This window comes from Janibacter sp. UYMM211 (genome assembly GCF_040547045.1).
In the GTDB taxonomy this organism is placed as follows: Bacteria; Actinomycetota; Actinomycetes; order Actinomycetales; family Dermatophilaceae; genus Marihabitans; species Marihabitans melonis.
Window position 1 is genome coordinate 554,055 of the sequence record NZ_JBEPOY010000001.1, and the last position, 14,062, is coordinate 568,116.

The 14,062-nt window shown below is 73.2% G+C and carries 15 protein-coding genes; 7 read left to right on the forward strand and 8 right to left on the reverse strand.

Going from position 1 to position 14,062, the window contains the following annotated elements:
• Complete coding sequence (locus ABIB53_RS02505; protein ID WP_354586998.1) at window positions 1-1,200, reverse strand: acetyl-CoA C-acetyltransferase; 1,200 nt, start codon at window positions 1,198-1,200, stop codon at window positions 1-3.
• A gap of 141 nt (window positions 1,201-1,341) precedes the next feature.
• On the opposite strand from ABIB53_RS02505, the gene mce reads away from it, so the two are divergent.
• Window positions 1,342-1,797 carry a methylmalonyl-CoA epimerase gene (gene mce, locus ABIB53_RS02510; RefSeq protein WP_068277777.1) on the forward strand — a complete coding sequence of 152 codons (456 nt, stop codon included), beginning with the start codon at window positions 1,342-1,344 and terminating at the stop codon, window positions 1,795-1,797.
• Window positions 1,798-1,952: 155 nt separating this feature from the next.
• Here the strand turns inward: mce and ABIB53_RS02515 are convergent, their stop codons facing one another.
• A complete protein-coding gene (locus ABIB53_RS02515; protein ID WP_354586999.1) occupies window positions 1,953-2,741 on the reverse strand; it encodes an SDR family NAD(P)-dependent oxidoreductase in 789 nt (262 codons plus the stop codon).
• Window positions 2,742-2,974: 233 nt separating this feature from the next.
• Between ABIB53_RS02515 and ccrA the strand changes: the two genes are divergently transcribed.
• The gene (ccrA, locus tag ABIB53_RS02520; protein ID WP_083969113.1) at window positions 2,975-4,315 is read left to right on the forward strand and encodes a crotonyl-CoA carboxylase/reductase; all 1,341 of its coding nucleotides are present in this window, start codon (window positions 2,975-2,977) and stop codon (window positions 4,313-4,315) included.
• A 110-nt stretch (window positions 4,316-4,425) separates the two neighbouring features.
• On the forward strand, window positions 4,426-5,400 hold the full coding sequence (locus ABIB53_RS02525) for an SDR family NAD(P)-dependent oxidoreductase (protein ID WP_354587000.1): 975 nt from the start codon (window positions 4,426-4,428) through the stop codon (window positions 5,398-5,400).
• 141 nt (window positions 5,401-5,541) lie between these two features.
• On the opposite strand, the gene ABIB53_RS02530 is transcribed toward ABIB53_RS02525, so the two are convergent.
• Together ABIB53_RS02530 and ABIB53_RS02535 are read right to left on the reverse strand one after the other, a co-directional pair.
• Window positions 5,542-5,820, reverse strand: a complete 279-nt coding sequence (locus tag ABIB53_RS02530; protein ID WP_191682363.1) for an Rv1322 family protein — start codon at window positions 5,818-5,820, stop codon at window positions 5,542-5,544.
• Window positions 5,821-6,030: 210 nt separating this feature from the next.
• Window positions 6,031-7,266, reverse strand: coding sequence for a 3-hydroxyacyl-CoA dehydrogenase family protein (locus ABIB53_RS02535; protein WP_354587001.1), 1,236 nt, complete (start codon window positions 7,264-7,266; stop codon window positions 6,031-6,033).
• A gap of 98 nt (window positions 7,267-7,364) precedes the next feature.
• Between ABIB53_RS02535 and nucS the strand changes: the two genes are divergently transcribed.
• A complete protein-coding gene (nucS, locus tag ABIB53_RS02540; RefSeq protein WP_068277795.1) occupies window positions 7,365-8,060 on the forward strand; it encodes an endonuclease NucS in 696 nt (231 codons plus the stop codon).
• A gap of 28 nt (window positions 8,061-8,088) precedes the next feature.
• On the opposite strand, the gene ABIB53_RS02545 is transcribed toward nucS, so the two are convergent.
• Window positions 8,089-8,454: a hypothetical protein gene (locus ABIB53_RS02545; protein ID WP_201467422.1), complete on the reverse strand. Its 366-nt coding sequence runs from the start codon at window positions 8,452-8,454 to the stop codon at window positions 8,089-8,091.
• A 76-nt stretch (window positions 8,455-8,530) separates the two neighbouring features.
• Here ABIB53_RS02545 and ABIB53_RS02550 point away from each other — a divergent pair, with 76 nt between their 5' ends.
• Entirely contained in the window at window positions 8,531-9,064 is a 534-nt protein-coding gene (locus ABIB53_RS02550) for a type 1 glutamine amidotransferase domain-containing protein (RefSeq protein WP_068277800.1), read from the forward strand.
• Window positions 9,065-9,231: 167 nt separating this feature from the next.
• Window positions 9,232-10,251 carry an aldo/keto reductase gene (locus tag ABIB53_RS02555; protein ID WP_354587002.1) on the forward strand — a complete coding sequence of 340 codons (1,020 nt, stop codon included), beginning with the start codon at window positions 9,232-9,234 and terminating at the stop codon, window positions 10,249-10,251.
• Window positions 10,252-10,309: 58 nt separating this feature from the next.
• Here the strand turns inward: ABIB53_RS02555 and ABIB53_RS02560 are convergent, their stop codons facing one another.
• Window positions 10,310-12,397 (reverse strand): ethylmalonyl-CoA mutase, encoded by a 2,088-nt coding sequence (locus ABIB53_RS02560; protein WP_502914617.1) that lies wholly within the window; start codon window positions 12,395-12,397, stop codon window positions 10,310-10,312.
• 86 nt (window positions 12,398-12,483) lie between these two features.
• Window positions 12,484-12,846, reverse strand: coding sequence for an STAS domain-containing protein (locus ABIB53_RS02565; protein WP_191681584.1), 363 nt, complete (start codon window positions 12,844-12,846; stop codon window positions 12,484-12,486).
• A gap of 153 nt (window positions 12,847-12,999) precedes the next feature.
• Here ABIB53_RS02565 and ABIB53_RS02570 point away from each other — a divergent pair, with 153 nt between their 5' ends.
• Window positions 13,000-13,632: a cob(I)yrinic acid a,c-diamide adenosyltransferase gene (locus tag ABIB53_RS02570; RefSeq protein WP_354587359.1), complete on the forward strand. Its 633-nt coding sequence runs from the start codon at window positions 13,000-13,002 to the stop codon at window positions 13,630-13,632.
• Here the strand turns inward: ABIB53_RS02570 and ABIB53_RS02575 are convergent.
• The gene (locus ABIB53_RS02575) at window positions 13,619-14,050 is read right to left on the reverse strand and encodes a DUF2550 family protein (RefSeq protein ID WP_354587003.1); all 432 of its coding nucleotides are present in this window, start codon (window positions 14,048-14,050) and stop codon (window positions 13,619-13,621) included. The two genes, ABIB53_RS02570 and ABIB53_RS02575, sit on opposite strands and share 14 nt — an antisense overlap.
• Window positions 14,051-14,062 lie beyond the last annotated feature (12 nt).

Here is a 14,062-nt window from a genome sequence, read left to right on the forward strand (position 1 = left end):
TCAGGCGCTGGGCACCCGCAGGACGAGCGCGTCGCCCTGGCCGCCGCCACCGCACAGAGCAGCCGCACCGACACCGCCGCCGCGGCGCTTGAGCTCGTGGGCGAGGGTCAGCACGACGCGGGCGCCGGACATGCCGAGCGGGTGCCCCATCGCGATCGCGCCGCCGTTGACGTTGACGATCTCGGGGTCGATGCCCAGATGCCTCGTCGACGCGATGCCGACGGCGGCGAAGGCCTCGTTGATCTCGACGAGCTGGAGGTCGGCGGGGCTGATGCCCTCCTTCGCGCAGGCCGCCTCGATGGCGTTCGCGGGCTGCGCCTGCAGGCTCGAGTCGGGGCCGGCGACGACGCCGTGCGCCCCGATCTCGGCGAGGTAGTCCAGACCCAGCTCCTCCGCCTTCGCCTTGCTCATGACGACGACCGCGCAGGCCCCGTCGGAGATCTGCGAGGCCGAGCCGGCGGTGATCGTGCCGTCCTTGGCGAAGGCGGGACGCAGCCGGCCCAGGCTCTCGGTGGTGGTGTCGGCGCGGATGCCCTCGTCCTGGGCGAAGACGACCGGGTCGCCCTTGCGCTGGGGCACCTCGACCGGCACGACCTCCTCGGCGAGCCGGCCCTCGGCCCACGCCTTCGCGGCGGCCTGGTGGCTGCGCGCGGCGAAGGCGTCCTGTTCCTCGCGGGAGAGCTGCTCGCCCGAGCTGTTGCCGGTCTCGGTGAGCGAGCCCATCGCCTGGCCGGTGAGGACGTCGTAGAGGCCGTCGTAGGCCATGGAGTCCTGCAGGGTCGCGTCGCCGTACTTGATGCCGTCGCGCGACTTGGGCAGCAGGTGCGGGGCGTTGGTCATCGACTCCTGGCCGCCGGCGACGACGACGTCGAACTCACCGGCGCGGATGAGCTGGTCGGCGAGCGCGATGGCGTCGATGCCGGACAGGCAGACCTTGTTGACGGTGAGCGCCGGCACGGTCATGGGGATGCCGGCCTTGACGGCCGCCTGCCGTGCGGGGATCTGGCCCTCGCCGGCGGTGAGCACCTGGCCCATGATCACGTAGTCGACGTCCTGCGGCGAGACGCCCGAGCGCTCGAGCGCGCCCGCGATCGCGAAGCCCCCGAGGTCGGAGCCGGAGAAGCCCTTGAGCGAGCCGCTCATGCGGCCCATCGGGGTGCGAGCTCCCGCGACGATGACGGAGACGGGACGGTCAGACATGCCAGGCCCTCCAGAGGGGTTCGTGGGGTCGCCGACGTCGACGTCGACTGCCAGGCACTCTAGCCACGCCCGCCGACGGCGTCGCGGCCGCTGGGTGGCAGGTCACAGACAGCCCCGCGCCGGCGCTCCTATGCTCCGCCCATGACGCCCAGCACCAGCCCCCAGCCGCACGGCGACCTCTTCACCCACATCGACCACGTCGGTGTCGCGGTGCCCGACCTCGACGACGCCATCGCCTTCTACCGGGACACCTACGGCATGGAGCTGGCCCACGAGGAGGTCAACGAGGAGCAGGGCGTGCGCGAGGCGATGATGCGCGTCGGCGCCTCCGGCTCGTGCATCCAGCTCCTCGCGCCGCTCGACGAGACCTCGACGATCGCGAAGTTCCTCGACCGCAACGGCCAGGGGATCCAGCAGCTCGCCTACCGGGTCGAGGACATCGACGCCGTGTGCGCGACCCTGCGCGAGCGTGGCCTGCGCCTGCTCTACGACACCCCGAAGCGGGGCACGAGCGACAGCCGGGTCAACTTCATCCACCCCAAGGACGCCCGCGGCATCCTCGTCGAGCTCGTCGAGCCCGCCGCCACCCCTCACTGACGAGACACCGGCGCCGGCTTGCCAGCCCGGCCCCGGGAAACCCTCGCGCACCCGGGCAATGACCCGGGGGCGCGGGGGTTCCCCGGTCGCGGCCCGATGTCACGGGCGTGGTGCGAAGGGAGTGCCGTCACCGGCACGTCGTCGGCGGCCGGGCCTCAGGGGCGCAGGTGGGACGCCCCGTTGAGGTCGAGCACCGCGCCCGAGGCCCACTGCGCCTGGGGCGAGGTGAGGTAGAGGACCGCCTCGGCGACCTCCAGCGGGGTCGCCACCCGGCCGAAGGGGCTCTGAGCACGGACCGCGTCGCCCCGCGGTCCGGCGAGCGTCTCGTCCTGGCGCTCGGTGGCGACGAAGCCCGGGGCCACCGTCGCCACGCTGATGCCGTGGGGGGCGAGCGCGAGGGCGAGCGACTGCCCCATGGCGTGCAGACCCGCCTTCGCCGCCCCGTACGCCGGGTGGTCGGGCTCGCCGCGGTAGGCCCCGCGCGACCCGATGGTGACGACCGCCCCCGCGGTCCCGGTCGCGATCATCGAGCGGGCGACGAGATAGGTGACCGCCGCCGGTGCGAGGAGGTCGACGTCGACCATCGCCCGCCACGCGCGCTGCCACGTCTCGAAGTCGACGTCGTCGACCCGGTGGTGGCTCGCGGCGCTCGGGGCGACCGCGGCGTTGTTGACGAGCACGTCGAGGTGCCCGAGCGCGTCGACCGCCTCGCCCACGACCCGCTGGGCGACGGCGTCGTCGGTGAGGTCGCCCCCGACGAGGACGTGCCCCTCCCCCGCGAGCATCTCGATCGTCTCCTGCCCGGCAGACCGGTCGGAGCCGAAGTGCACGGCGACCCGGTCGCCGCGACCGGCCAGCGCGACGGCGACGGCGCGCCCGATGCCGCGCGAGGCGCCGGTCACCAGGGCGGTGCGGCGCGGGGTCGGGTCGGGGGTGTCGGGCATGTCGGCTCCTCGAAGGGGGTGGCGGTCCCAGCACCGTAGACGCCCCCGGGGCAGCACCGCCGGGCAGCGCCGACGGCACTGCCTCTCACGGCACGACGGTGAGAGCCAGGTCACCGCGTGACCGGTCTCTCACCGCCGCCGTGGCTCCCTCTTCGCTGGCTACCTTGACCACCAGGCGCCCGCCGGGCGCCGTCCACCCCGACCGACCGAGAGGCCGAGGAGCACACATGTCGATCGACGCGATCCGCGACGCGATCCTGACCGGCGACCGCAGCGAGGAGACCTACGCGGGTCTCGCGGTACCGACGACCTACCGGGGCGCGACCGTGCGCAAGTCCGAGGTCGAGATGTTCGCCGGGCTCGACAGCCGCGACAAGGACCCCCGCAAGTCGCTGCACATCGACGAGGTCGAGATCCCCGAGCTCGCCCCGGACGAGGCGCTCGTCGCCGTCATGGCGAGCGCGATCAACTACAACACCGTGTGGACCTCGATCTTCGAGCCGGTGTCGACCTTCGGCTTCCTCGAGCGCTACGGCCGGCTCAACGAGTGGTCGAAGCGGCACGACCGCGACCACCACGTCGTCGGCTCTGACCTCGCCGGCGTCGTCCTGCGCACCGGGAGCCACGTGAGCCGCTGGCGCACGGGTCAGGAGGTCGTCGCGCACTGCCTGTCCGTCGAGCTCGAGGACCCCGAGGGCCACGACGACACGATGATGGACCCGCAGCAGCGGATCTGGGGCTTCGAGACCAACTTCGGCGGGCTCGCCGAGCTGGCGATCGTCAAGGCCAACCAGCTCATGCCCAAGCCGGACCACCTCACGTGGGAGGAGGCGGCGGCCCCCGGCCTGGTGAACTCCACCGCCTACCGCCAGCTGATCTCCAAGAACGGCGCCGCCCTCAAGCTCGGCGACCGCGTGCTCATCTGGGGCGCCTCGGGCGGTCTGGGCTCCTACGCCACCCAGATGGCGCTGGCCGCCGGCGCCGAGCCGATCTGCGTCGTCTCCTCGCCCGACAAGGCCGAGATCTGCCGCCGCATGGGCGCCGAGCTCATCATCGACCGGCGGGCCGAGGGCTACCGCTTCTGGGACGAGGCCGGCACGACGCAGGACCCGAAGGAGTGGCAGCGCCTGGGCAAGAAGATCCGCGAGCTCACCGGCGGGCACGACGTCGACGTCGTCTTCGAGCACCCGGGCCGCGAGACCTTCGGCGCGAGCGTCTACGTCGCGCGCAAGGGCGGCAAGATCGTCACCTGCGCGTCGACGTCGGGCTACATGCACGAGTACGACAACCGCTACCTGTGGATGAACCTCAAGAGCATCATCTCCAGCCACTTCGCGAACTACCGCGAGTCGTGGGAGGCCAACGAGCTCATCAACCGCGGTCTCATCCACCCGACGCTGTCGAAGACCTACCCGCTCGAGCAGGTCGGCCAGGCCGCCCTCGACGTGCACCACAACCTCCACCAGGGCAAGGTCGGCGTCCTCACGCTCGCCCCGGAGGCCGGTCTCGGCGTGAGCAACCCGGAGAAGCGGGCTCGCTTCGAGAGCCAGATCAACGCCTTCCGGGACGTCTGAGCGGGGCGACCGGGTCTGACCGGACCGAGGGCGAAGGGGGGTGCACCCGGGCGGGTGCGCCCCCCTTCGCGTCGGCGTCCCGGCACGACCGCCGCGGCTAGCGTGACGCCATGACGCGCATCCGCAGCCCCTTCGACGACCGCTCCACCGCGCTCGAGGTCGTCGCCGACGTCGACCTCACCGGGCGGCGGGCGGTCGTCACCGGCGCCGCGTCCGGCATCGGTGTCGAGACCGCACGCGCTCTCGCCCATGCCGGGGCGCAGGTGACGCTCGCCGTGCGCGACGTGGAGGCCGGGGAGCGGGTCGCCGCCGACATCGCCGAGAGCAGCGGCCGCCCCGCGCCCTCGGTCGTACCGCTCGACCTTGCCGATATCGCGAGCGTCGACGCGCTCGTGGCCGCCTGGTCGGGGCCGCTGCACCTGCTCGTCGCCAACGCCGGGGTCATGGACACCCCGCAGGGCACGACGGCGCAGGGCTTCGAGCTCCAGCTCGGCACGAACCACCTCGGCCACCTCGCCCTCGCCACCGGTCTGCACGACGCGCTCGCGGCCGGGGCCGCCGAGGTCGGCCAGGCCCGGGTCGTCGTCGTCTCCTCCAGCGGCCACGCCGCCTCGCCCGTCGTGCTCGACGACCTCTTCTTCGAGCGGCGGCCGTACGACCCGGGGCTGGCCTACGGGCAGTCCAAGACCGCCAACGTCCTCTTCGCCGTCGAGGCCACGCGCCGGTGGGCGCACGAGGGCATCACCGCCAACGCGCTCATGCCCGGCGGGATCTGGACCCCGCTGCAGCGCCACTGGTCGCCCGAGCGGCTGGCCGCGGCGCGGGAGCAGGCGGCGCAGGCCGAGGCAGCCGGGGCCTTCCGGACGAAGACCACCGAGCAGGGCGCGGCCACCTCGGTCTTCGTCGCGACCTCCCCGCTGCTCGACGGCGTCGGGGGGCGCTACTTCGAGGACTGCCAGGAGGCCGAGGTCGTCGAGGAGCTCCAGGGGCTGAGCGGGGTGCTCCCCCACGCCCTCGACCCCGAGGTCGCCGCCCGGCTGTGGGAGGTCAGCGAAGAGCTCCTGCGCGCCGCCCGCGCCGCCTGAGGCCCCCTCCTCCCCCTTCGCCACGGTGGGGTACGAAACCCTGCCAGCAGCCCTTCGGCGTGCCAGCAGCGTCTCGACACCCTGCTGGCACGTCGAGAGGCAGCCAGCAGGGTTTTGCAGACCCGGGGGGCGAAGGGGTGGTCAGCCGCCGCGGCGGGCGCGCCAGCACACGGTGTGCCAGTGGCGGCGGTCGTCGACCGAGCCGAGGGCGTCATCGGGCCAGACGACGACGTGCGGGGTGCCCGGGGCGATCTCGTGGTGGCACTCCGGGCAGCGGTAGGCGCGGGTCGAGCTGTGGCCCGACAACGGGCGCACGAGCCATGCCCGCCCGAGCCAGGTGACCCGCTGCGGCCCGCCGCGGTGCACGGCGCCGGGCAGGGGCAAGGGCTCCTCACGGCGGCGACGGTTGGCTCTGGGCACCCGACCATCATGCGTCAGGACGCGGATGAGGCCCGCACCTGCGTCGCAGGTGCGGGCCTCGTGTCCTCCCCCCGGAGGTCCGCGTCGGCAGGCTCGTCCAGACGCTGACCTCGGGCCAGGGGTGGGGGCTCACCGCGGCCGAGAGCTCGCGCCCTCGGCCTCACACCTGACAGATTGGCACATCGTGTCGGGTAGCCGCAGAGATTCGAGCTACTTCACGTAGGTGAGGAATCCCGAGCCCGTCTTGCGGCCCAGCCGGCCCGCCTCGACGTGCTCGACGAGGCGTTGAGCAGGCACGAGACCCGGGTGGCCGAACTCCGCGAGCAGCTCGCGCTGGATCGCCAACGAGACGTCGAGACCCACGACGTCGAGCAGCGCGAAGGGGCCCATGGGGTACTCGTGCTCGGCCACGACGGCGGCGTCGATGTCCTCGGCGCTGCCGTGCCCCTCCTCGAGCGCCCGCACCGCGTCGTTGAGGTAGGGGAAGAGCAGCGCGTTGACGATGAAGCCCGAGCGGTCGGCGCACGAGACCGGCACCTTGCGCGTGCGGGCGCAGAGCGTGCGCACGGTGTCGAGGACGTCCTGCGCGGTCTGGTCGGTGCGCACGACCTCGACGAGTCGCATGACCGGGGCCGGGTTGAAGAAGTGCATCCCGACGACGTCCTGCGGGCGGCTCGTCACCGCGGCGAGGTCGGCCACCGGCAACGATGAGGTCGTCGTCGCGAGGATGGCCCCGTCCCGGCAGACCCGGTCGAGGTCGATGAAGAGCTCGGTCTTGACGTCGATGTCCTCGGCGATCGCCTCGACGACGAGGTCGGCGTCGGCGAGCGCGTCGCGGCTCGTCGCCCCCGTGAGGCGTCCGAGCACCGCGTCGGCCTCCTCGCGCGTCGTGCGCCCCTTCTCGACCGACCGGTCCAGCGCCCGCGAGATCGAGGAGCGCACCGCGTCGACCTTGTCCTGCGTCCGGGCGACGTAGGTCACCGGGTACCCGGCCTGGGCGAAGACCTGGACGATGCCGGTCGCCATCGTGCCGGAGCCGACGACGCCGACCGTCTCGACGGTGCGCACGTGCTCGTCGGACCCGGCGGGTGCCGGGGTGCTCTCGTCGGGCACGACCTCGTCGGAGCCGGGGGCGGCGTACGTGTAGAAGCCCGCGCCGGCCGCGCGACCGGTGCGGCCCTGCGCGACGAGCGCGTCGAGGACGGGGCGGGGCTGGTGACGCACGTCGCCGGTCTGCGCGTAGAGCTCGGCGAGCGCGTCGCGCACCCGGTCCAGCCCGAGCTCGTCGACGACGGCGAGCGGGCCGCGCGGCAGACCGCAGCCGAAGCGCATGCCGGCGTCGATGTCCTCGCGGGAGGCGTAGCCCTCCTCGTACATGGCCACGGCGTGGTTGAGGTAGGGGTAGACGAGGGTGTCCGCGATCGTGCGGCTGGCAGTTGCTGACATGACGGAAGTGTTGTGGACCCGGCGCTCCTGCCGACAGCCCTTGACCGCGTGACGGTCCCCACCTGAGGCCTTCGTCACGGCACGTAGGGTGGTCGGCCGTGAGACTCGTGATCGCGACCTGCAGCGTCGACTACGACGGGCGCCTGTCGGCGCACCTGCCCCTGGCCGACCGGCTGCTCCTCGTCAAGGCCGACGGATCCGTCCTCGTGCACAGCGACGGCGGCTCCTACAAGCCGCTCAACTGGATGTCGCCGCCGTGCGCGATGGCCGAGGTCGAGCCGGACGAGACCGAGGCGGCCGAAGGGGTGCGCCTCGTCTGGGTGGTCCAGCACGCGAAGTCGGAGGACCGGCTGCGGGTGAAGATCCACGAGGTCCACCACGACAGCTCGCACGCCCTCGGCGTCGACCCCGGGCTCGTCAAGGACGGCGTCGAGGCCCACCTGCAGAAGCTGCTCGCCGAGCACATCACCACTCTCGGCGAGGGCTGGACGCTCACCCGGCGCGAGCACATGACCGCCATCGGACCCGTCGACATCCTGTGCCGCGACGCCGCAGGCGGCCACGTGGCCGTGGAGATCAAGCGGCGCGGCGAGATCGACGGCGTCGAGCAGCTCACCCGCTACCTCGAGCTGATGAACCGCGACCCGGCCCTGCGCCCCGTCACCGGCATCTTCGCGGCCCAGTCGATCAAGCCCCAGGCGCGCACCCTCGCCGAGGACCGCGGGATCCGCTGCGTCGTCCTCGACTACGACGCGCTGCGCGGCATCGACTCCAGCGAGCACCGCCTCTTCTGACGGCCGCTCGCGCCGACCCCACCGACCGTCACGACGGGCGAGGCCACGGCACCCGGGTGATCCCGTCCTCGTCGACCTCGAGGCGGGCGACCACCCCTTCGCCCGCCGGCTCCTCACCGACGACCGAGGCGACCTCGCCCGGTCCGGCGAGCGCGAGGACGCACTCGCCGCGGTAGCGGTCGGCGACCTCGCCGAGGGCTCCCGGGTCGAGCGCAGGCAGGCGCTCGACCCCCACGTCGAGGGCCTCGGCGAGCCGGGCCGCCCCCGCGCCGTCGGCCGCCGGGCCGTGGAGGACCACCGCGACGCGCTCGCCGCTGACCTGGGCGGACACCGTCGCGACGTCGCCGGCGACCCACGTCGCGAGGAGCACCGTCGCCGGGCAGAAGAGCGCCATCTCCGCACCCTACGAGGCGCTCTCGTCTGCCTACAGTGGCTGCACCCCCTGATCGTCCAGCGAAGAAGGAGCCGACATGGCTGACCAGAAGAAGGTGGCCTTCGCGGTCGCCGCCGAGGGCATCGAGCAGGTCGAGCTCACCGAGCCGTGGCAGGCCGTCAAGGACGCCGGCGCGCAGCCGGTGCTCGTCTCCGTCGAGTCCGGTGAGGTCCAGGGCTTCAACCACCTCACGGCGGCCGACACCTTCCCCGTCGACCAGACCTTCGACGCGGTCTCGGTCGACGACTTCGACGCGCTCGTCCTGCCCGGCGGCGTCGCCAACCCCGACGCCCTGCGCACCGAGGAGGCGGCCGTGGGCTTCATCCGCGACTTCGTCACCTCGGGCAAGCCCGTCGCCGTCATCTGCCACGGCCCGTGGACCCTCGTCGAGGCCGGTGTGCTCGACGGGCGCCGCATCACGTCCTGGCCGAGCCTGCGCACCGACATCACCAACGCCGGTGGCCAGTGGGTCGACGAGGAGGTCGTCGTCGACGGCAACCTCATCTCCAGCCGCAACCCCGACGACCTGCCGGCCTTCAACCGGGAGATCACCAAGGCCCTCGGCGCCTGAGCCCGTCCGCCGCGCCCCGTCGTCCCCGCCCGGGACGGCGGGGCGCGGCGCTGCCCGGGTGCCGTCGCGTCGAGACCGCGGAGCCGCCCAGCCCACCCCGCCCCACCCTCGCCCCACCTTCGACGCACCCTTGACGCCGCCCGGGTGGACGGGAGCACCGTAGGGGGATGACCACAGAGCACACCCCCACCGCTCCCCTGGCCCGCCGCACCCTCGGCTCGGCCGCCCACGGCACCGACCTCGAGGTCTCCGCCCTCGGTCTCGGGTGCATGGGCATGAGCGAGTTCTACGGCACCCCCGACGAGCAGGGCGGCATCGAGACGATCCACCGCGCGCTCGACCTCGGCGTCACCTTCTTCGACACCGCCGACATGTACGGGCCCTTCACCAACGAGCGTCTCGTCGGGCGCGCCCTCGCCGGGCGCCGCGACGAGGTCGTCCTCGCGACGAAGTTCGGCAATAAGCGCGGCGAGGACGGCGCGCGCCTGGGCATCGACGGCTCCCCCGACTACGTGCGCCAGGCGTGCGACGCCAGCCTCGAGCGGCTCGGTGTCGACCACATCGACCTCTACTACCAGCACCGGGTCGACCCCACCGTGCCGATCGAGGAGACCGTCGGCGCCATGGCCGAGCTCGTCGCGGCCGGCAAGGTGCGCCGCATCGGCCTGTCCGAGGCCTCGCCCGAGACCATCCGCCGGGCGCACGCGACCCACCCCGTGACCGCCCTGCAGACCGAGTACTCGCTCTTCACCCGCGACCTCGAGGACGAGATCCTGCCGACCCTGCGCGAGCTCGGCATCGGCCTCGTGCCGTACTCGCCGCTCGGCCGCGGGATGCTCACCGGCGCCCTGCCCGAGCCCGGCCAGGGCGACAGCCGCACGAGCGCGTACTTCCCGCGATTCCAGGGCGAGGCGCGCGAGACCAACCTCGCCCTCGTCGAGCGGGTCCGCGAGATCGCGCAGGCGAAGGGGTGCACCCCCGGCCAGCTCGCCCTCGCCTGGGTCCTCGCGCAGGGCGACGACGTCGCCCCCATCCCCGGCACGAAGCGGGTGCGCTACCTCGAGGAGAATCTCGCGGCCACCGCCGTCGAGCTCACCGACGACGACCTGCAGGCGCTCGAGCGCGCCGTGCCGCGCGACGCCGTCGCCGGCGACCGCTACGGCGACATGTCGACGATCGACGGCTGAGCCGGTCCGCAGACGCACGAAGGGGGAGGCGCCCGCCTCCCCCTTCGCTCGCCTGACCTCAGACCGGCTGGGCCTGCCCCGCCGGCAGCTCGCGCGAGGTGCGGATCACCTCGACGAAGCGGGCCATGATCTCGTTGAGCCCGAAGTCCTTGGGGGTGAAGACCTCGGCGACGCCGAGGGCCTTGAGCGCGGCGGCGTCGGACTCGGGGATGATGCCGCCGACGATGACGGGGATGTCGCCCGCGCCGGCGTCCCGCAGGCCGTCGAGGACGTCGGGGACGAGCTCCATGTGCGAGCCCGAGAGGATCGAGATGCCGACGAGGTGGACGTCCTCGGCGACCGCCGCCGAGACGATCTGCTCGGGCGTGAGCCGGATGCCCTGGTAGATGACCTCGAAGCCGGCGTCCCGGGCGCGCACCGCGATCTGCTCGGCGCCGTTGGAGTGGCCGTCGAGCCCGGGCTTGCCGACGAGGATGCGCAGCCGCTCGCCGAGCTCGGCCTCGGTGCCCCGCACCGCCTCGCGCACCGCGACGAGCTCGGCGCTGCCGCCGTCGGCCGCGCCGACGGACCCAGAGACACCGGTCGGCGCGCGGAACTCGCCGAAGACGTCGCGCAGGGCCTGGGCCCACTCGCCGACGGTGATGCCGGCGCGGGCGCACTCGAGCGAGGCCTCCATGAGGTTCTCCTCCGTGCCCGCCGCCGCCCGCAGGCGCTCCAGGGCGGCCGCGGCACGCGGGCCGCGCTCGGCGTCGGCGTCACGCTCCTCGCGCCAGCTGCGCACGGCCTGCGCGGCCGCGGCCTCGACCCCGGCGTCGACGGTCTGGATCGCGCTGTCGAGGTCGGCGGTCAGGGGGTTCGGCTCGGTGCTCTCGAAGCGGTTGACCCCGACGACGACCTCCTGCCCGTCCTCGATGCGCTGGCGACGCAGCGCGTGGCTGGCCACGAGGGCCGACTTCATGTAGCCCGACTCGACGGCCGCGACGGCCCCGCCCAGCTCGGCGACCCGGGCCATCTCGGCGCGCGCCCCCTCGACGAGCTCGGCGACCTTGCCCTCGACGACGCGCGAGCCGGTGAAGAGGTCCTCGTGCTCGAGCAGGTCGGTCTCGTAGGCGAGCACCTGCTGCATGCGCAGCGACCACTGCTGGTCCCACGGGCGCGGCAGACCGAGCGCCTCGTTCCACGCGGGCAGCTGCACCGCCCGCGCACGGGCGTCCTTGCTCAGGGTGACGGCGAGCATCTCGAGCAGGATGCGCTGGACGTTGTTCTCGGGCTGGGCCTCGGTCAGGCCCAGGCTGTTGACCTGGACCCCGTAGCGGAAGCGGCGCTGCCGGGCGTCCTCGACGCCGTAGCGCTCGCGCGTCAGCTCGTCCCACAGCTGGACGAAGGCGCGCATCTTGCACATCTCCTCGACGAAGCGCACCCCGGCGTTGACGAAGAAGGAGATCCGGGCGACGACCGTGCCGAAGTCCTCGGGGGCGACGACGCCGGAGTCCCTCACGGCGTCGAGCACGGCGATCGCCGTGCTCATCGCGTAGGCGATCTCCTGCACCGGGGTGGCCCCCGCCTCCTGCAGGTGGTAGCTGCAGATGTTGATCGGGTTCCACTTCGGGATCGTCGTGACCGTGTAGTTGACCATGTCGGTGATGAGCCGCATCGAGGGCCCGGGCGGGAAGACGTAGGTCCCCCGGCTCAGGTACTCCTTGATGATGTCGTTCTGCGTCGTGCCGGCGAGCCGGGCGACGACGTCGGCCGGGTCCTCCCCGCTCGCCTCGGCCTGCTCCTCGGCGGCGACCTGGTACATCGCGAGGAGGTACATCGCGACGGCGTTGATCGTCATCGAGGTGTTCATCTCCCCCAGGGGGATCTCCTCGAAGAGCTGACGCATGTCGCCGATGTGCGAGATCGGCACCCCGACCTTGCCCACCTCGCCGCGGGCGAGGACGTGGTCGGGGTCGTAGCCGGTCTGCGTCGGGAGGTCGAAGGCGACGGAGAGCCCGGTCTGCCCCTTCGCGAGGTTGCGCCGGTACAGGGCGTTGGAGGCGGCGGCCGAGGAGTGACCGGCGTAGGTGCGCATCACCCACGGCCGGTCCCGCTCGGGTCGCGCGGGGGCGGCCGCGGGGGTGGGCACGTCGGTGGCGTCAGGCATGTCGCGAAACTACCGGCGCGGCTTGCGCGTGGGCAGACCTCCCGACGGTGAAAGGCACCACACCGAAGGGGGCGAGCCCGGCTTCATCAGACCGCGGCGGCCCGACGTCGGGCCGGCACGACAGGCCGCTCGGCGGCCGTCTGCTCGAGGATGATCCGGCGTCGGCCGGCCCGCAGCAGGAGGCGGCGGGTGCGCTCGTCGGCGCCGACGACGCGCAGCCGGCGACCGTGCTCGGCCGCGCGGACGTGGGCGGCGACGAGGGTGGCCATCCCGGCGGGGTCGAGGACCCCGGAGGCACTCATGTCGAGCAGGATCGGGCCCTCTCCGCTGCGGATGAGGCTGGCGAGCTCGTCGCGCACGTCGGGTGCCGTCGCGCGCGAGAGCGGGACCTGCACCCGGACACGGCTGCTGCCGCCCCCGACCGGGACGAGGCTGGCGATGCTGCTCATCATGCTCCCTGCCGGCGCCGCCCCCGCGGCGCCTGTCACGAACTATGACGCGTGAGCAGCCCGATCGGTTGGCACCTCGCCGTCACGATCGGGTCACGACCCATGGGTCACATCGCCGCCGTCGACCGTCGCGCGCTCTGCGACGATGGCGACATGGTCCACCTGACGAAGATCTACACGCGCACCGGCGACGACGGCACGACGGCGCTCGGCGACTTCGGTCGCACGCGCAAGACCGACCCGCGCCTGGCCGCGTACGCCGACACCAACGAGGCGAACGCCGCGATCGGCGTCGCGCTGGCGTCGGGCGAGCTGCCGCAGGACGTGCACGCGACCCTCCTGCGCGTGCAGAACGACCTCTTCGACTGCGGCGCCGACCTCTCGACCCCGCTCGCCACCGACCCGGAGCACCCGCCCCTGCGGGTCCTGCAGCAGTGGGTCGACGAGCTCGAGGCGGACTGCGACACCTATCTCGAACGGCTCGAGCCGCTGCGCTCATTCATCCTGCCCGGCGGCAGCGTCGCCTCGGCCCACCTCCACGTCGCGACGACGGTCGTGCGGCGCGCCGAGCGCTCGGCCTGGGCCGCGGTCGAGGAGCACGGCACCGAGCCGGGCGAGGGTCGGGGCAGCGGCGGGATCAACCTCGTCGCGGTGACCTACCTCAACCGCCTGTCGGACCTGCTCTTCGTGCTCGCCCGGGTGGCCAACCTCGACGCCGGCGGCGACGTGCTGTGGCAACCCGGCGGCGGCCGGTCGCAGGAGCCCGAGCGGGTCAGGCGACGTTGACGTCGCGCCCGGGGGGCGAGGACTCCAGCCACGAGCGCATGGCCATGTAGATGCCGCGCTCGACGGCGAGGGGCGTGGGCTCGCTCGTCGTGTGGTCGCCGACGTCGACGCGCAGCGCACCGACGAGACCCGGGATGGTGACGCGCTCCTCGGCGGGGGTCGACAGCTCGAGGTGGGCGCGGTCCCACTCGAGCCCGGGCCGGCGCCGGGTCGAGACGACGGGGTACCACGAGAGGGTCTGGGGCCCCAGACGCAGCAGGCCCAGACGCCACCGGCGCCCGTCGCGGCTGACCGCGGCGAGCGCCAGGGGGTAGCCGCCGGAGATGGCCCGGCGGCGCAGGACGAGTCCTGCGAAGAGGAGGACGACGAGGAGCAGCGCGAGGCCCAGGACCAGCTCGGCGACCTGGAGCGCGCTCACGACGTCGTCAGA